This is a genomic window from Roseovarius sp. CH_XMU1461, from assembly GCF_037027165.1.
Classification (GTDB): domain Bacteria; phylum Pseudomonadota; class Alphaproteobacteria; order Rhodobacterales; family Rhodobacteraceae; genus Roseovarius; species Roseovarius nubinhibens.
This window is the reverse complement of the sequence record NZ_JAYMDV010000004.1, coordinates 137,839-154,464: the sequence shown is the minus strand read 5'-3', so window position 1 is coordinate 154,464 and position 16,626 is coordinate 137,839. Positions and strand designations below refer to the sequence as shown.

General features: G+C 65.5%; 16 protein-coding genes. 11 read left to right on the top strand and 5 right to left on the bottom strand.

Going from position 1 to position 16,626, the window contains the following annotated elements; translation table 11 throughout:
• Positions 1-26: 26 nt before the first annotated feature.
• Together WA237_RS13725 and WA237_RS13720 are read right to left on the bottom strand one after the other, a co-directional pair.
• Positions 27-1,115: an aromatic ring-hydroxylating oxygenase subunit alpha gene (locus WA237_RS13725; protein WP_336098309.1), complete on the bottom strand. Its 1,089-nt coding sequence runs from the start codon at positions 1,113-1,115 to the stop codon at positions 27-29.
• The gene (locus tag WA237_RS13720) at positions 1,112-1,999 is read right to left on the bottom strand and encodes a MurR/RpiR family transcriptional regulator (RefSeq protein ID WP_336098308.1); all 888 of its coding nucleotides are present in this window, start codon (positions 1,997-1,999) and stop codon (positions 1,112-1,114) included. The genes WA237_RS13725 and WA237_RS13720 overlap by 4 nt, the downstream gene beginning before the upstream one ends.
• A gap of 71 nt (positions 2,000-2,070) precedes the next feature.
• On the opposite strand from WA237_RS13720, the gene WA237_RS13715 reads away from it, so the two are divergent.
• The 11 genes from WA237_RS13715 to WA237_RS13665 all read left to right on the top strand — a co-directional run bounded on the left by WA237_RS13715 (position 2,071) and on the right by WA237_RS13665 (position 14,406).
• On the top strand, positions 2,071-4,524 hold the full coding sequence (locus WA237_RS13715; RefSeq protein WP_336098307.1) for an FAD-dependent oxidoreductase: 2,454 nt from the start codon (positions 2,071-2,073) through the stop codon (positions 4,522-4,524).
• Between the two features lie 59 nt (positions 4,525-4,583).
• Positions 4,584-5,669: an alcohol dehydrogenase family protein gene (locus WA237_RS13710; protein ID WP_336098305.1), complete on the top strand. Its 1,086-nt coding sequence runs from the start codon at positions 4,584-4,586 to the stop codon at positions 5,667-5,669.
• Positions 5,669-6,277, top strand: a complete 609-nt coding sequence (locus tag WA237_RS13705; RefSeq protein WP_336098304.1) for a dimethylsulfonioproprionate lyase family protein — start codon at positions 5,669-5,671, stop codon at positions 6,275-6,277. Before WA237_RS13710 ends, WA237_RS13705 begins: the two co-directional genes overlap by 1 nt.
• Positions 6,274-6,864, top strand: a complete 591-nt coding sequence (locus WA237_RS13700; protein WP_336098302.1) for a dimethylsulfonioproprionate lyase family protein — start codon at positions 6,274-6,276, stop codon at positions 6,862-6,864. Before WA237_RS13705 ends, WA237_RS13700 begins: the two co-directional genes overlap by 4 nt.
• Positions 6,861-7,991 carry a mandelate racemase/muconate lactonizing enzyme family protein gene (locus tag WA237_RS13695; RefSeq protein ID WP_216016527.1) on the top strand — a complete coding sequence of 377 codons (1,131 nt, stop codon included), beginning with the start codon at positions 6,861-6,863 and terminating at the stop codon, positions 7,989-7,991. Before WA237_RS13700 ends, WA237_RS13695 begins: the two co-directional genes overlap by 4 nt.
• Complete coding sequence (locus WA237_RS13690) at positions 7,988-8,281, top strand: cupin domain-containing protein (protein WP_336098299.1); 294 nt, start codon at positions 7,988-7,990, stop codon at positions 8,279-8,281. Before WA237_RS13695 ends, WA237_RS13690 begins: the two co-directional genes overlap by 4 nt.
• 42 nt (positions 8,282-8,323) lie before the next feature.
• The gene (locus tag WA237_RS13685) at positions 8,324-9,433 is read left to right on the top strand and encodes a mandelate racemase/muconate lactonizing enzyme family protein (protein WP_336098297.1); all 1,110 of its coding nucleotides are present in this window, start codon (positions 8,324-8,326) and stop codon (positions 9,431-9,433) included.
• Between the two features lie 17 nt (positions 9,434-9,450).
• The gene (locus tag WA237_RS13680; RefSeq protein WP_336098295.1) at positions 9,451-10,557 is read left to right on the top strand and encodes a mandelate racemase/muconate lactonizing enzyme family protein; all 1,107 of its coding nucleotides are present in this window, start codon (positions 9,451-9,453) and stop codon (positions 10,555-10,557) included.
• A gap of 87 nt (positions 10,558-10,644) precedes the next feature.
• Positions 10,645-11,748 (top strand): mandelate racemase/muconate lactonizing enzyme family protein, encoded by a 1,104-nt coding sequence (locus tag WA237_RS13675; protein ID WP_336098293.1) that lies wholly within the window; start codon positions 10,645-10,647, stop codon positions 11,746-11,748.
• An 11-nt stretch (positions 11,749-11,759) separates the two neighbouring features.
• Positions 11,760-13,028: an aspartate aminotransferase family protein gene (locus WA237_RS13670; RefSeq protein WP_336098291.1), complete on the top strand. Its 1,269-nt coding sequence runs from the start codon at positions 11,760-11,762 to the stop codon at positions 13,026-13,028.
• Between the two features lie 169 nt (positions 13,029-13,197).
• Positions 13,198-14,406 (top strand): DegT/DnrJ/EryC1/StrS family aminotransferase, encoded by a 1,209-nt coding sequence (locus WA237_RS13665; protein WP_336098289.1) that lies wholly within the window; start codon positions 13,198-13,200, stop codon positions 14,404-14,406.
• Here the strand turns inward: WA237_RS13665 and WA237_RS13660 are convergent, their stop codons facing one another.
• From WA237_RS13660 to WA237_RS13650, 3 genes are all read right to left on the bottom strand, one after another.
• Positions 14,407-15,372, bottom strand: coding sequence for a LysR family transcriptional regulator (locus WA237_RS13660; protein ID WP_216016520.1), 966 nt, complete (start codon positions 15,370-15,372; stop codon positions 14,407-14,409).
• 6 nt (positions 15,373-15,378) lie between these two features.
• Positions 15,379-15,990, bottom strand: coding sequence for a polyhydroxyalkanoate synthesis repressor PhaR (phaR, locus tag WA237_RS13655; RefSeq protein WP_009814817.1), 612 nt, complete (start codon positions 15,988-15,990; stop codon positions 15,379-15,381).
• Positions 15,991-16,122: 132 nt separating this feature from the next.
• Positions 16,123-16,572 (bottom strand): phasin family protein, encoded by a 450-nt coding sequence (locus WA237_RS13650; RefSeq protein ID WP_040618099.1) that lies wholly within the window; start codon positions 16,570-16,572, stop codon positions 16,123-16,125.
• Positions 16,573-16,626: the final 54 nt, after the last annotated feature.

The window sequence follows — 16,626 nt, the reverse complement described above, 5'->3', positions numbered from 1 at the left end:
TACCGACGTGTTACCGACAGGGCATTTCAGCCCGCCACCGCCTCGCGCATCCAGCCCTGAAGCGTCGCCACCGAATGCTCGGAATTGACCCCGCATTTGGGATCGATCACCAAGGGCCCCGGCGTATAGCCCCGCGATTTCAGCCCGCGAAAGACACTCTCGACGAGGTGAATATCCTCCTCCACCGTGGTCTCGCGATCCTGTTTCGCCAGCCCCCGGATCACATCGCTCTCGGCCCCGCCCGGCGTGTACCAGCCGCGCCAGACGGTACAGCGATCCACCGCCCCCGCCCGCCAGTGATAGGTGTTGAGGATATTGCCCGGGTAGCATTGGAAGGAGAACATCGGCCAGAGGAACCAGCTCCGGTATTCCCCCGCATGTTCCACCGACATATCAATGGGATAGGTCATCTTCTCAAGGTTCTGACATTCCGTCGTATGGCGCAGCACATAGCCCGTCTCGAGCGGCTGGATGTCATAGGTCTCGGGCTTCACCACGCCTTCGGCAAAGGTCTTGTGGTTGATCGGGCAATGGTAGCATTCCGAGTAATTCTCGACCGAGACCTTCCAGTTGCAGGCCTCCGGGATCTCCACCCATTCCAGCGGCTCGAGCGCCTGAACATGCGGCACATAGGCCCGGATTTCCTCGCGCACACCGGGATACCACTCATCCATCGGCGCCGCGTCCGGATCGAGGTTCACAAAGAGGAACCCGTTGAAATCCTCGCATTTTACCTCGGTGAGACAGACCTTGCTCCGGTCAAACCCCGGCACCGATTTGATATTCGGCCCCGCCCGCAATTCGCCCGTCAGCTCATAGGTCCAGGCGTGATAGGGACAGACCACCACCCGTGCATTGCCGGTCTCGCGGAGCAGCTCATGCGCCCGGTGCTGGCAGACGTTATAGAAGGCCCGCACCACCTCATCGCGGCCCCGGATACAGAACAGATTCTCCCCCGCCAGCTCGAAGGCAAAGTAATCGCCGACATTCGGCACCTGGCTCGCATGGCCGGCATATTGCCAGCTCCGCGCCAGCAACCCCTTGCGTTCGCTCTCGAAAATTGCGGGGTCGGTATAGTAATGCGCCTCCAGAGAGTGCAGCAGCTCTGCCGTCATTCAGGGTCCTCCTCATACATGCCAAGATGATGCCTGCGTTTGTGGAATGTCTCGACGCGGCCCACGACCTCGTCGCTGGCCACCGCGATGACAAAGCTCAACAGCGTCTCCAGAAGGGCGATGGTCGACACCGATGATGGGAAAAACTGCGGCGTGTCGGCGGCCACCACGAACCCATGCTCCGAGCCGCGAATGATCGGGCTGGCCGGGCTGTCGGAAATGCCCACCACCGTCACGCCTTGCTGGCGCGCCTGTTTCACCGCCTCCACCACCTCGCGCCGATAGGGCCGACAGGTGATCGCGATGAGAACATCGCGCTCCCCCGCCCAGGCCAGATCATCCACCGCCACCGATCCGGGCTGCGGGATGGCGTGAAACTGTTTCATCCCGGTCGAGGCGAGATAGGTGAAATTGCGCGCGTTGGAATTGTTGACACCGACGCCGAGCGTATAGACATCCCGCGACGCCCAGATCGCCTCGGCCGCCGCCGTCAGGCTCTCGCAGGAAATCCCCGCGAATGTCTCTTCGACATTGCGCATCGCCGCATCCACCAGATCGGCATAAAGCCCCCCCAGCGCGCCCGATTTCCGGATCCCCTGCAGCCACCGCGCCCGGTCCGGAAAGCTCACCGCGCCGCGCCGGATGGCCTCGCGGAACGGTTCGCGGAAGTCATCATAGCCGTCAAAGCCCACCTGCCGCGCCATGCGCACAAAGGTGTTGGGTTTCACTTTGGCCGCCTCGGCAATCTCGCGCACGGTCGAAATCCCCACATCCTGCGGGTTTTCGAGCACATAGCGCGCTGCCTTCTGGGCCTCGGGGGTCAGGGCCTCCCATTCCTCGGAGAGCCGTTCCAGAACTTGATTTGATACATTTGTGTCATTCATGATTGACGATGGTACATATGTTCTCCTAGCCTGTCGAGGAAAATTGCGACTCTGTCAGCCAGGAAATGATCATGTCCGAGAAAACCTTTCCCTCCCATGCCCGCGTGGTGATCGTTGGCGGTGGCGTCATGGGGGTGGGCCTTGCCTATCACCTCGCCCACGAAGGCTGGGGGCATGACACCGTGCTCCTGGAAAAGGCCGAGCTCACCTCCGGCTCGACCTGGCACGCGGCGGGACAGATCACCCATTCCACCTCCTCCTATGGCTTGGGCAAATGCGTCGATTACAATATCGGGCTCTATTCCGGCGGGCTCGAGGCCGAGACCGGACAGGCGGTGACTTGGCATGGCTGCGGCTCGTTCCGCCTCGCCTATACCGAGGATGAAATGGACTGGCTCCGCCACACGCTCAGCGTCGGGCGCAGCCTTGGCTTCAACATCGATCTCGTCTCACCCCAGCGCGTGGCCGAGCTGCATCCCTTCTACAATCTCGACGGAGTACTGGGCGCGCTCCACACCCCCGATGACGGCCATGTCGATCCGACCAATGTGACCATGGCGCTCGCCGCCGGGGCGCGGGCCAAGGGCGTGCGCATTATCCGCCGCTGCCGTGCCAGCAACATCACCCAGCTCGCCTCGGGCGAATGGCAGGTCGAGACCGATCAAGGCACCATCACCTGTGAACATGTGGTCAACGCGGGTGGCACCTATGCCCGGCAGATGGGCGAATGGTCGGGGCTGCAATTGCCGATGACTTCGATGACCCACCATTATTTCGTGACCGAGAATGTGCCGGAGTTCGAGGCGCTCGACCGCGAATTGCCGGTGGTCCGCGATGACAAGAAGGTCTCGGGCTATATCCGGATGGAGCAAAAGCGCGGGCTCATCGGCATCTATGAAAAGGCCAACCCCAATGCGGTCTGGCTCGATGAATGCCCATGGGATTACGAGAACTGGCTGTTTGACGCGGATTACGACCGGGTCATGCCCTGGCTCGAAGAAAGCCTCAACCGCATGCCCGTTCTGGCCGAGCGCGGCATCACCCGCGAGGTCCATGGCGCGATCAGCCACCCGCCCGATGGCAACCCTCTCATCGGCCCCGCGCCGGGCGTGCGCAACTACTGGTGCTGCTGTGGCACCCAGATCGGCATCGGCTGGGGCCCCGGCCTCACCCGCGAGCTGGCGCGCTGGATGGTGCATGGCGCGGCGGATATCTCGATGCGCGATTACGACCCGCGCCGCTTTGGCAGCTATGCCACCAAGGACTGGCAGGTGATCAAGGCCAAGGAGGATTACTGCCTCCGCCATGAAATCCCCTTCCCGCATTTCAACCGTCTGGCGGGCCGTCCGGTGAAACCTTCGCCGCTCTATGACCGGCTCAAGTCCAAGGGCGCAGTGTTTGAGGAGGTCTATGGCCATGAGCGCCCCCGCTGGTTCGCCAAGGAGGGCATCGCCCAGCACGATCACTATGGCTTTGGCCGCACCCCGGTGCATGACGTCGTGGGCGATGAATGCCGGGCGGTGCGCGAGGCGGCGGGGATCATGGACATCTCGGCCTTCACCAAGGTCGAGCTGTCGGGCCCCGAGGCCGAGAGCCTGCTCGACCGGCTCGTTGCCAACCGCCTGCCGCGCAAGACGGGCGGCATCGCCCTCACCCATATGCTGAACGCGGCCGGGCGGATCGAGCTGGAGACCACCGTGGTGCGCCTCGCCTCTGATCGCTTCTATCTGGTCTGTGCCGCCTTCTTTGAACAGCGGCTTCTGGATCATCTCGACCGCCATCGCGGCACGGCCGATGTGACCGTGACCCTGCGCTCCAACGACTGGGCCGCGCTCACCTTGAACGGCCCCCGGTCCCGCGACATCCTTGCCGCCTGTACCGATGCGCCGCTCGACAATGCCGCCTTCCCCTGGCTCACCGCGCAGGAGATCACCGTGGCGGGTCACAGGCTCTGGGCCTTCCGCATGTCCTATGCCGGAGAGCTGGGCTGGGAGTTCCACATGCCCCGCGACGCGGCGCTTGCCGTCTATGACGCGCTCTGGGCCGCGGGCGCGCCTTTGGGTCTCGCCGACTATGGCAGTTTCGCCATGAACGCGATGCGGATGGAAAAGGGCTTCAAGGGCGCGGGCGAGCTCACCAATGAGGTGACACTGGCCGAGGCCGATGTGCTGCGCTTTGCCCGCACCGACAAGGCGTATATCGGCCGCGAGGCGACGCTCGCCCCCGCCCGCCGCTTTGTCTGCGCCTATCTCGAGATCGCCCCCGATGGCGCGCATGACGGTCATGGCGGCGAGGCGGTGCTTTTGCAGGGCAAGGTCGTGGGCTCTACAGCCTCTGTCGCCTACGGGCATAGCTGCGGCAAAATTCTGGCCTTTGCTTATGTCAGGCCCGAGGCCAACGTTGCCGGGACCGAGGTCGAGGTGGTGATCGCAGGCACCCCCCGCCCGGCCCGCATTCTCGGCGCGCCGGCCTATGATCCCGAGGGGCTTTTGCCCCGCACTGATGCGGCCCAGATCCCCGCATGACGCACAGTCGTCTTACCGCCGTAATACCGACGCAAAACCGACCCAAGGAATTTGATGTGATGACCGACCTCCCCAAGACGATGAAAGCCATGGTTCTCAAGGGCCATGGCGACCTCGACGCCTATGAATGGCACGAAGACTGGCCGGTGCCAGAGCTCTCGCAACATGAGGTCCTGATCAAGGTCGGCGCCTGCGGTCTCAACAACACCGACGTCAACACACGCACCGGCTGGTACTCCAAGGCGGTGGATCAGGCGACCACCGGCGGCGCCTATGAAACGGTCGATGACGAAGACCCCACATGGGGCGGTCGGCCCATCACCTTCCCGCGCATCCAGGGCGCCGATGTGGTGGGCCGCGTGGTCGCCGTCGGCCCCGATACCGACCCGAGCTTCATTGGCAAACGGGTCATGGTGGACGGCTGGCTCCGCGATTGGTCTGATCCGGATAACAAAGATAAAACAGGCTATTACGGCTCGGAATGCGATGGCGGCTATGCCGAATACACCAAGGCCGACACGCGCGGCATCATGGTGGTCAACAGCGATCTCTCGGATGCCGAACTGGCGACATTCCAATGCTCCTACACCACCGCCGAGGGCATGTTGTCGCGCGCCAATGTCGCGGCGGGCGACACGGTGCTGATCCCCGGTGCCTCGGGCGGTGTCGGCGGCGCGCTCATTCAGCTCGCCAAGCGCCGCGGGGCTCGCACCATCGCGCTGGCTTCCGAGGCCAAACATGCCGAAGTCGCCGCCCTCGGCCCCGATCTCATCCTGCCCCGCAGCCCCGACAATCTGCGCGCGGCCCTTGGCGATGAAAAGATCACCGTGGTCGCCGATGTGGTCGGCGGGCCGCTCTGGCCCCAGCTCATCGATGTCCTCGAACGCGGCGGCCGCTACACCTGTTCCGGTGCCATCGCCGGCCCCATGGTCGAGCTCGACCTGCGCACATTTTACCTGCGAGATCTGACCTTTACCGGCTCGACCGTGATCCCGCCACATATCTTCCCCGACGTGGTCACCTATATCGAACGCGGCGAGCTGCGGCCAATGCTGGCCGCCACTTATCCCTTGCGCGATCTGCCCAAGGCGCAGGCGGCCTTCATCGACAAGGCCCATGCCGGCAATATCGTCGTGGTGCCGTGATGGACCCACGCTGGACCACCCTTCTGCAAGAGGCCCGCGCGGCGCATGGGGCGACCCCTGAACTGCGCGACTTCTGCGCCTTCCCCGACGCCCTGCGTGATCAGCCCGGCGATCCACGCCCTGACCCGCTGGCCACCACGCTACAGGATGCACCGGGCGACACCTCCGCGCGCTGGCAAGGGCTTCGCGACGCCGCCTGCGCCGTGGGCCCCATCGCCCGCTGGCGTGACACCTATCGGCACACGGCCATTGGCGCCGATCTGCACCGGCATTTCGGCTGTTACGAACTGCTCGGTCAGGACGCCCCCTATGGCACAGACGAAATGCGCGGCTTTCTCGTCTATCAACGCCCCGGCTATCACTACCCCCCGCATCACCACCCGGCCGAAGAGATCTATCTCGTCGTGGCGGGCGAGGCCGAGTTTCATCTCGACGGTCACGCCCCGCGCAGACTTGGCCCCGGCGGCACGGTCTTTCACCCCTCAGGCGTGGCCCATGCGCTCACCACCCATGACAGCCCCGTGCTCGCCTGGGTGCTCTGGCGCGGCGAGATGGACACAAGGCCGGTCTTCTCCGATCCCGCCCTGCAAGGCGAGGCACAGGCATGAGCGCCCGCGCTGCCCTGACCCATCTGCTCGAGGCCGCGCGCGACTGGCACGAGGCCCTGCCCGAGTTCCGCGCCTTCGCGACTTGGCCCGACGATCTGCGCTGGGCCGACAGGCCCGCCCATGCGCTGCCGGTGATCGACCACCTGACCCGCGATCCGGGCCATGCCAGCGATCAGAGCCTGCCCCTGCGCGATGCGCTCGTCGCCGCCGCCCCGCATGTGGAATGGCGGCACAGTTATACCGAGGCCGAGGTCGGCCGCGATTTCCTCAACCGGTTCGGCTGGTTCGAACTGGCCGGGCCCTCGGGGCATTTCCTGACCCAGAGCCTGCGGGTCACCGTCGGCTATTGGGGGCCGGGGCTCGATTATGGCTGGCATGAACACCTGCCAGAGGAGCTCTACTCTGTGGTCTCGGGCCGGGCGCTCTTTCACCTGCGCAACGCCCCCGATCTGATGCTCGAACCCGGACAAACCCGGTTTCATCCCGCCAACGCGCCGCATGCCATGACCACCCTGACCGACCCGATCCTGACGCTCGTGCTCTGGCGCGGCGCGGGGCTCGGCGATGATCCGAGAATGAGCCAATGAAGATCACCCGCATCGACATCCATCAAACCGACCTGCCCGTGCGCGGCGGCGTCTACCGCCTCTCCGGGGGCCGCGAATACCACAGCTATGACGCCACGATCGTCTCGATTGAGACCGACACCGGCCTCACCGGCTGGGGCGAAAGCACACCCTTCGGCAGCACCTATATCGCCGCCCATGCCGGCGGCACCCGCGCCGCGCTGGAGCTTCTGGCGCCCGCGATCCTCGGCATGGACCCGCGACAGCATGACCGGATCTGGGACCGGATGCGCGACACGCTCAAGGGCCATCGCGACGCGCGGGCCGCGCTCGACATCGCCTGCTGGGACATCGCGGCCCAGGCGGCCCGCCTGCCGCTCTGCGACATGACCGGCGGCCGTGTGGCCGGACCGGTGCCGGTGATCTCGTCCATCGGCGGCGACACGCCCGAGGCGATGCGCGCCAAGGTCGCGCGTCACCGGGCGCAGGGCTTCAAGGGCCATTCCATCAAGATCGGCGCCTCCGAGGCCGAGGGCGGCCCCGCGCTCGATGCCGAGCGCATCACCGCCTGCCTCGCCGACCGCCAGCCCGGTGAATGGTATCTCGCCGACGCCAATAATGGCCTCACGGTGGAACATGCGCTTCGCATGCTGTCGCTCCTGCCGCCCGGTCTCGACATCGTGCTCGAGGCCCCCTGCGCGAGCTGGGCCGAGACCAAATCGCTCCGCGCCCGCTGTGCCCTGCCCCTGCTGCTCGACGAGCTCATCCAGACCGAAGCCGATCTCATCGCCGCCATCCGCGACGATCTCTGCGACGGCGTCGGGCTCAAGGTGAGCAAACAGGGCGGCATCACGCCCATGCTACGGCAGCGTGCCATCGCGGCGGCGGCGGGCATGGTGATGTCGGTGCAGGACACCGTGGGCAGCCAGATCAGCTTTGCCGCGATCCTGCATCTCGCGCAATCGACGCCCCGGCATCTGCTGCGCTGCGCCCTCGACACCCGCGCCATGACCACCGCCGAGCTGGCCGAGATCGACGCGCCCTTGCGCGACGGCGGCGCCTCTGCGCCCTCCGATCCCGGCCTCGGGCTGCGGGTCAACCGCGACGCGCTCGGCACCCCGGTCAAGACCTATGGAGACCCGACATGAGCCATTGCACCGCCACCACCCTCATCGACGACGCCCGCACCCGCGTCACACGGTTTGACTTTGAGCCGGGCCAAAACACCGGCTGGCACCGGCACGAGATGGATTACGTCATCACCACGATCACCGACTGCCACATGCGGCTCGTTCATCCCGACGACAGCGTGACCGAAGTCACCGTGCCCGCCGGCACCGCCTATGCCCGGGACGCGGGCGGCGAACATGACGTGATCAACGCGGGCGACACCGCCATGAGCTTTGTCGAGATCGAGCTCAAACCCCGCGCCGACTGACCACAGACGCCCCAGCGACCCACCGCCTCAGGACCCACGCCCATGCGCATCACCCGCATCCGCCTCTACAAGACCGATCTTCCCTATGTGGACGGCAGCTATGGCTGGGGCGCAGGCAATGCGATCACGGTCGCCCGTGCCTCTGTCGTGGTGATCGACACCGATGCCGGGCTGCAGGGTTGTGGCGAATTCACCCCCTGCGGCGAGAATTACATGATCGCCCATTCCGAAGGGGTCGACGCCTTTGCCCGGCTCGCCGCGCCGCATCTTCTCGGGCAGGACCCGCGACAGGTGGGGCGGATGGAGCGGCTGATGGATCACCTCGTGCAGGGGCATGGCTATGCCAAGGCCCCGTTTGACGCGGCCTTCTGGGACATCCTCGGCCAGGCCACCGGCCAACCGGTCTGGATGCTTCTGGGCGGCAAGCTCTGCGATGGCGCGCCGATGTACCGCGTCGCCCCACAGCGCAGCGCGGCCGAAACCCGGGCCGAGCTCGCCCGCCACCGCGCCGCCGGTTACCGCCAGTTCCAGATCAAGGTCGGCGCCGACTGGCAGAGCGATATCGACCGCATCCGCGCCTGCCTGCCGCTGCTCGAACCGGGCGAAAAGGCCATGGCCGACGCCAATCAGGGCTGGCGCGTCGACAATGCCATCCGCCTCGCCCGTGCCACACGCGATCTCGACTATATCCTCGAACAACCCTGCCGCAGTTATGAGGAATGCCAACAGGTGCGCCGCGTGGCCGACCAGCCGATGAAGCTCGACGAATGCGTGACCGGGCTGCAGATGGCCCAGCGCATCGTGGCCGACCGGGGCGCCGAAATCTGCTGTCTCAAGATCTCCAATCTCGGCGGGCTCAGCAAGGCACGCCGCACCCGCGATTTTCTCATCGACAACCGCATGCCCGTGGTGGCCGAAGACAGCTGGGGCGGCGAGATCGCCAGCGCCGCCGTGGCCCATTTCGCCGCCTCCACACCCGAGGAGTTTCTGATCAACTCCACGGACCTGATGAATTACAACACGCGCTCGACCGGGCGCGGCGGCCCCACGGTCCACCAAGGCCGCCTCTATGCCAGCGACACCCCCGGTCTCGGCGTCACCCCCGATTTCAACAGCCTCGGCGCCCCCGTCGCCGACTGGGCCCTGCCCTGATCCCAAGGACCTGCAGCATGCGCATCACACGGCTCACCGTCTTTCACCTCGATCTGCCTCTGGCCAAGCCCTATTGGCTGTCGGGCGGCCGGCTCAAATTCGACCGGCTCGACAGCACCTATCTGCGCATCGACACCGATGAGGGCGTCACCGGCTGGGGCGAGGGCTGCCCCTGGGGGCACAGCTACCTGCCCGCCCATGGCCCCGGGCTGCGCGCCGGGATTGCCACGCTGGCGCCGCATCTTCTGGGGCTCGACCCGCGCAGCCTCGATCATCTCAATCGGGTGATGGATCTGCAATTGCCGGGCCATCCTTATGTCAAATCCCCCATCGACATGGCCTGCTGGGACATTCTGGGCCAGGTCGCGGGCCTGCCGCTCTGGCAGCTCTTGGGGGGCGAGGCCGCGACGCCGGTGCCGATCAACTCCTCCATATCCACCGGCACCCCGGATCAGATGCTCGGCCTGATCGCCGAGGCCGCGGCGCAGGGCTATCGCACCCATTCCGCCAAGATCGGCGGCAGCGACCCGGCACAGGACATCGCGCGGATCGAGGCGATTTCCAGCGGTCTGCCGGACGGCCACCGGGTGACCTTTGACGTGAACCGCGCCTGGACCCCCGCCATCGCGGTCGAGGTGCTCAACTCCGTCCGCGCCCGCGACTGGATCGAACAGCCCTGCCAAACCCTCGACCAATGCGCCCATGTGGCCGGGCGCGTCGCCAACCCGATCATGCTCGACGAATGCCTGCACGAGTTCTCCGATCACTTATCCGCCTGGTCGCGCGGCGCCTGCGAAGGCGTCAAGGTCAAGCCCAACCGCGTCGGCGGGCTGACCCGCGCCCGGCAGATCCGCGATTTCGGTGTCTCGGTCGGCTGGCAGATGCATATCGAGGATGTGGGCGGCACGGCGCTGGCCGACACCGCCGCGCTACATCTCGCCGCGAGCACGCCCGAGGCCAACCGCCTCGCCTCCTGGCTGGGCCATGCCCATCTCGCCGATGATCCGATCCCGGGCCAAGGTGCGCGCAACCGCGACGGGCTCGCCACGCCGCCCTCCGCCCCCGGGCTCGGCGTGATCCCCGACCCCGAGGCGCTGGGCCGACCGGTGGCCTGCTATGACTAAGACTTCTTCTGGCTCGAAATATCCTGGGGGAGGCCGCAGGCCGGGGGCAACGCCCCCTCGCCCCCCATTGCCCAAGGACCCACATTCATGAAACTCACCCGGCTCAGCCTCTGGCACATCCCGCTCACCAGCCACGAGACCTATTACATGGCGGGCGGCAAGACCTGCGACACCACCATCACGACGCTGATCCGGCTCGACACGGACAGCGGCCTGTCGGGCTGGGGCGAGGTCTGCCCGATCCCGCATTACCTGCCCGCCTATGCGGATGGCGTGGCCCCGGCGCTGACCGAGCTCGCGCCGATCCTCCTTGGCGCTGACCCGCTCGGGACCGAGGCGCTGATGGAGCGTTGCAACGCCTATCTCTTGGGGCATGATTACGCCAAATCCGCCCTCGACATCGCGCTGTGGGACATCACCGCCCGCGCCGCAGGCCTGCCGCTCCATGCGCTGCTCGGTGGGCGGGCGATGGCGGATATGCCGCTCTACCATTCGATCACCTGCGTCGCCCCCGACGAGATGGCGCGCATCGCCCGCGACGCCCAGGCCCAGGGCATGACGCAATTCCAGGTCAAGCTCGGCGCCGATGGCGATTGGCAGGCTGATGTGGCCCGGCTCAGCCACGTGCGCGAGGCGGTCGGCCCCGGCCCGCTGGTCTATGGCGACTGGAATTGCGGCTCGGACAGTCTCACCGCCAGCCGCGTTGGCCGCGCCGTGGCCCATCTCGACGTGATGCTCGAACAGCCCTGCCGCACCATCCAGGAATGCGCCGCCGTGCGCGCTGCCACCGGCCTGCCGATGAAGCTCGACGAAAACGCCCATGACATCGCCAGCCTGCTCGACGGGCACAAGCGCGGCTGCATGGATGCGGTGGCGCTGAAACTGTCGAAATTCGGCGGGCTCTCGGCCACCCGACGGGCCCGCGATCTCTGCCTCGCTCTCGGCACCCGCATGTGTATCGAAGACACCTGGGGCAGCGACGTGACCACCGCCGCGCTGTTGCATCTGGCCGCCGCCACCCCGGCGCGCGGGCTGATGAACACCTGCGATCTCTCGCATTACGTGGGCCCGCGCCTCGCCCCCGATGGACCGACCCGCCACAGGGGCCGCATCGCCCCGTCCGAAGGCCCCGGCCTCGGCATCACCCCGGATATGGACGTGCTCGGCACGCCCCAGCTCATTCTCGACTAAGGACCAAAAACATGACCCAGACCGATTGGCCCGCCCGTGCCCGCGCCGTCCTGCCCGGCGGCGGCTTTGGCAATTTCGACCCTTCCGTCACCATCCGCGAGGGGCGCGGATCGCGCGTCTGGGACGAAGAGGGCCGCGACTATGTGGATTACCTCATCGGCTCCGGCCCGATGCTGCTCGGCCATGGCCATCCCGAAGTGCTCGAGGCGGTGATCGAACAGCTCCCCAAGGGCCAGACCTTCTTTGCCAACAACGCCGCCGGGATCGAGCTCGCCGAGGTGATCTGCGCCGCCGTGCCCTGCGCCGAACAGCTGCGCTATGTTTCCTCGGGCGGTGAGGCCGATATGTATGCGATCCGCGCCGCCCGCGCCTTTACCGGGCGCGACAAGATCGTGAAATTCGAGGGCGGCTATCACGGTATGTCCGCCGAGGCACAAATGTCGCTTGCCCCCACCAACCGGCTCAATTTTCCGCAGGCCCATCCCGACAGCGCCGGCATCCCGCAAAGCGTCGCCGACGAGATGCTCATCGCGCCATTCAACGATGCCGAGTTCATCCGCTCGCTGCTCGCCGAACATGGGGACACCGTGGCCGGGCTCATCGTCGAGCCGCTGCAGCGGATCATCCCGCCCGCCCCCGGCTTTTTGCAGCTCCTGCGCGAGGAATGCGACCGCTATGGCATCGTGCTGATCTTCGACGAGGTGGTGACCGGGTTCCGCTTTGCCTATGGCGGCGCGCAGGACCTCTATGGCGTGACGCCCGATCTGTGCACGCTGGGCAAGGTGATCGGCGGCGGCTTTCCCCTCGCCGCCCTTGCCGGGCGCGCCGACATCATGGCGCATTTCGACAAATCGGCGGTTGGGGCGGAGCGCTGGCTCATGCAGCTCGGCACGCTTTCGGGCAATCCGGTGGCGGCGGTGGCCGGGCTCAAGACGCTCGAAATCCTGCGCCGCGACGGCCAATATGAGCAGCTACGCACCAATGGCCGCCGGGTGATGGAGATGATGACCCGCGCGCTCGACGCCGAGGGCATTGCCCACCGCATCGTCGGCGACGAGACCCTGTTCGAGCCGGTGTTTACCGCCACAGATCCCCGCGATTACCGCGATGTGCAATCGGCAGATGCCGCCGCCTCGGCCCGGTTCAACGCGGTGCTGCGCGCCGAAGGCATTTTCAAATCGGGCGGCAAGACCTACCCGAGCCTGGCGCTCACCGAAGAGGATTTCGCCCGCACCGAGGCTGCCATCACCCGCGCAGCTCAGGCGCTCAGCGAACGCTGATCGGCCTCTACCGACCTTCGACGGCCCGCGCGCGTAAAGCGCGGGCCGTTGCTCCCCGACGACAGGTGGCGAAAATTCACCGAACAGCAAGGCGTTACCCTTTTGCGCCCTTGGCAGCGCGGTCTCAGTGTGTTTAAAAAATCCGAAACTAACATTCGGATATACTGAAATGACCCAAATGCCCAACGTCCATGATGCCGAGCCGATCCCCGAAGCCGCCCGCGCCGAAATCGACCGTTTGCTGCTGTCGGGTGATCTCTTTCGCTACACCGCGCCGCAAGACGCGCCGGTCGCGCTCTTGGAACGCGAATTCGCCGCACTTCTGGGCATGAAATACGCGCTCGCGGTGTCGAGCTGCTCTGCCGCGCTCTTTCTGTCGCTCAAGGCGCTCGACCTGCCCCGCGACGCCCGCGTGCTCATCCCCGGCTTTACCTTCGCCGCCGTGCCCTCGTCGGTGGTCCATGCCGATTGCGTGCCGGTGCTCTGCGAAGTGGGGGAAAACTACCGCATCGACATGGCCGATTTCAAAGCCCGGCTCGACGATGTGCAGGCGGTGATCGTCAGCCATATGCGCGGCCACACCTCGGATATGGATGCGATCCTGTCGCTCTGCGCGGCCCGTGACATCCCGGTGATCGAGGACGCGGCGCATTCGCTCGGCACGCTCTGGCATGGCGACAAAATCGGCACGCTGGGCCGGGTCGGCTGTTTTTCCTTCCAATCCTACAAGATGGTGAACGCGGGCGAAGGCGGCATTCTGGTCACCGATGATGCCGATCTGGTGGCGCGCGCGGTGATTATGTCGGGCGCTTATGAACATAACTGGGCCAAACATGTCGATGGCGACGATCCGGCGCTCTCGGCGGCGTTCGCGCGCTGGCAAAACAAGCTGCCGCTCTACAACCTACGGCTCAGCAACCTCTCCGCCGCCGTCATCCGCCCGCAGCTGCCGCTGCTGGCCGAGCGGGTCCGCCGCGGCCTTGAGAACCACGATTACGTCGCGGACAAGCTCAACAGCTCGCCGGTCCTATCGGTGCCCGCGCCGCTGGTGGCCGAAACCCGCGCCCCGGATTCGATCCAGTTCAATCTCGTCGGTCTCAGCGATGACGAGGTCACCCGCTTTGCCGAAGCCGCCGCCGCGCGCGGCATCAAGGTGCAGATTTTCGGCAAGAGCGCCGACAATGCCCGCGCCTTCTGGAACTGGCAATTCCTGCCCGGCGGCGCGCCCGAGCTGCCGCGCACCCGCGACATGCTGATGCGGGCCTGTGACGTGCGCCTGCCGGTGCGCCTCACACGGGATGAACTTGACCTGATCGCCAATGCGCTTCTGGCCGCAGCGGCAGAGGTGCAAGGCCCGCTGCGCGTCTACGGCACCTGATCAGAGCAGCGTCAGCTTACCCTTGAGAAACGCATGTTGGGCCAGCGCTGGCCCGACAATCACCTCCTGCAGGATCGGCTTGAGCGTCGCCGCCACATTCGTCGGCATATCCTGCAAGATCCCCTTGCGCGCGGTCAGGCTGATCGTCCGGCTCAGCGGCTCGAACGGCAGGTCGAACACGTCGATCTGCGACGCGAACCGCTGCGCCCTCTGCAGCGCCAGCGGTGTCAGGATGGTCCAGCCCTGCCCCTGCCCGACCATCGCCAGAATGGCGTGATAGCTGTCGAGCTCGAAGCGATGCGGCAGCGCGATATTCTGCCGGGCCAGATGCGAATTGATCAACCGCCCCATGTAATGGCGCGGCGTGTATTGGATGAGCGGCAGCCGCTTGAGCTGTCGCAGCACATTGTCAGGATCGCGCACCGCGCCCTTGGGCGCCGCCACCACGAAAGGTTCGCGCAAAAGCGGGTGCAGCTCGACCCAATCCGCCTCGCCGCCGATCTCCGCCGCCACGATCACGTCGAGCGTGCGCGCATCGAGCAGATCATGCAGGTGATGGCTCGCCCCGGTCTCCAGCAGGAACTGACAGCCCTTCAGCTCGCCCGCCATATGGGTGAGCAGCCGGGGCGTCACATCGGCTTCGAAATCCTCGATCATGCCAAGCCGGAACCGCGTCAGCATCGACAGGTCCGACATCGCCAATTCGGCCCGCGCCTGCGCCGCCTCGTTGAGGATCGCCTGCGCCCGGCGCTGCATGATCTCGCCCGCCTTGGTTAGGCGCACCGGCCGCGCATTGCGGTCGAGCAAGGTCGCCCCCACCGCGCTCTCAAGATTGGTGAGCTGCTGGCTCACGGTCGAGGGGCTCGCCCCCAGTCGCCGCGCCGCAGCCGAGATCGACCGCTCATCGGCGGCGGCCATGAACACTTCAATCCCCCAAAGGGTGATCCGCCCCGGACTGTCGACCATGTGACCTTACTTGCTCAGCTTGGACAGCTTCTGCTGCAGTTCCGCCAGTTGCTGCTTGATCTCGTCGAGGTTCTTGTCCTCGCTCTCGGCTGGCTTGGGCTTGGTGGCGGTCTCGTCACCCGCCTCCTCCGCCGCGCCACCGGGCATGGTGCTGCCGAAGGTCTTGAACCCGCCCATCGCCTTGAGAAACGCCTCTTGCTGGGCGCGCAGCGCCTCCATCCCCGGCATCCCTGCCAGCGGGTTGGCACGCTGCATATTCTCCATCATGGTCGTCTGACCCTCGCGCAGCATCTCAAAGCTCTGCGCCAGGAACTCCGGCACCATGGAACTGGCTTGCGTGGTATAGCTGCGCACGAGGTCAGTCAGCACATTGATCGGCAGAACATTCTCGCCGCGGCTCTCATGCTCGGCAATGATCTGAAGCAGATATTGCCGGGTCAGGTTGTCACCCGATTTGAGATCGACGATCTGCACTTCGCGGCCATCGCGGATGAACTGCGCGATGTCTTCCAGCGTGACATAATCCGAGGTCTCGGTGTTGTAGAGCCTGCGGCTGGCATATCGTTTGATCAAGAGTGGTTTGTCGGTTTCACCCACGCGGCTGGCCTCCCGGTTCATGCCGCAATATGCGGCGCCACAGCACAGCTTAACCGATGCGCGGGAAAAAGAAAGGGCGAGCATGAAGCTCGCCCTTTACAGGATGCACCGCCTTGATTGGGAGGAGGAGGACGGTGCGAAAATCCGTATCGCTTACTTGGCAGCAGCGCCGGCTTTCTTGGCAGCAGCAGTCACCTCATCGGTGGCTTTCTTGACGGCCTTGGTGGCGTCTTCCTGCATGGATTTGCCGGTCGCCATCATCAGCTCAACGGTTTCCATCTGAACTTTTTTCGCGACTTCTGCGAAGGCTGCCATGTTCTCGGCGGCCACTTCGGCATTGGCCGATGCGAAATCGGTCATCGCCTTGGCGTAATCGGCGGGCTCTTCCTTGGCTTTGGTCACGTCAGTGGCGCGGGCCAGGGTTTCTTTGGTCCATTTGCTGGAAATCTCGGCCGATTGCTCTGCGGCTTTGAGGGCCACTTGCGAGAATTTCTCGTTCAGAGCGGCTTGATTCTTGAACGCGTCTTCCAGGGCTTTGGTGTCCACCGGGAACGCACCCAGGAAGTCCTGCATCATGGTGCTGAAGTCTTGTGCTTTAGCCATTGGTCTTCTCCTTAGATCGTTCTGCGGGGTCTGCCCGCGTTTCTGCGATTGCAA

Excerpts from the sequence above, each read along its gene's own strand:
- WA237_RS13725 (WP_336098309.1), bottom strand. The coding sequence starts at position 1,115 with ATGACGGCAGAGCTGCTGCACTCTCTGGAGGCGCATTACTATACCGAC.
- WA237_RS13720 (WP_336098308.1), bottom strand. The coding sequence starts at position 1,999 with ATGAATGACACAAATGTATCAAATCAAGTTCTGGAACGGCTCTCCGAG.
- WA237_RS13715 (WP_336098307.1), top strand. The coding sequence starts at position 2,071 with ATGTCCGAGAAAACCTTTCCCTCCCATGCCCGCGTGGTGATCGTTGGC.
- WA237_RS13710 (WP_336098305.1), top strand. The coding sequence starts at position 4,584 with ATGACCGACCTCCCCAAGACGATGAAAGCCATGGTTCTCAAGGGCCAT.
- WA237_RS13705 (WP_336098304.1), top strand. The coding sequence starts at position 5,669 with ATGGACCCACGCTGGACCACCCTTCTGCAAGAGGCCCGCGCGGCGCAT.
- WA237_RS13700 (WP_336098302.1), top strand. The coding sequence starts at position 6,274 with ATGAGCGCCCGCGCTGCCCTGACCCATCTGCTCGAGGCCGCGCGCGAC.
- WA237_RS13695 (WP_216016527.1), top strand. The coding sequence starts at position 6,861 with ATGAAGATCACCCGCATCGACATCCATCAAACCGACCTGCCCGTGCGC.
- WA237_RS13690 (WP_336098299.1), top strand. The coding sequence starts at position 7,988 with ATGAGCCATTGCACCGCCACCACCCTCATCGACGACGCCCGCACCCGC.
- WA237_RS13685 (WP_336098297.1), top strand. The coding sequence starts at position 8,324 with ATGCGCATCACCCGCATCCGCCTCTACAAGACCGATCTTCCCTATGTG.
- WA237_RS13680 (WP_336098295.1), top strand. The coding sequence starts at position 9,451 with ATGCGCATCACACGGCTCACCGTCTTTCACCTCGATCTGCCTCTGGCC.
- WA237_RS13675 (WP_336098293.1), top strand. The coding sequence starts at position 10,645 with ATGAAACTCACCCGGCTCAGCCTCTGGCACATCCCGCTCACCAGCCAC.
- WA237_RS13670 (WP_336098291.1), top strand. The coding sequence starts at position 11,760 with ATGACCCAGACCGATTGGCCCGCCCGTGCCCGCGCCGTCCTGCCCGGC.
- WA237_RS13665 (WP_336098289.1), top strand. The coding sequence starts at position 13,198 with ATGACCCAAATGCCCAACGTCCATGATGCCGAGCCGATCCCCGAAGCC.
- WA237_RS13660 (WP_216016520.1), bottom strand. The coding sequence starts at position 15,372 with ATGGTCGACAGTCCGGGGCGGATCACCCTTTGGGGGATTGAAGTGTTC.
- phaR (WP_009814817.1), bottom strand. The coding sequence starts at position 15,990 with ATGAACCGGGAGGCCAGCCGCGTGGGTGAAACCGACAAACCACTCTTG.
- WA237_RS13650 (WP_040618099.1), bottom strand. The coding sequence starts at position 16,572 with ATGGCTAAAGCACAAGACTTCAGCACCATGATGCAGGACTTCCTGGGT.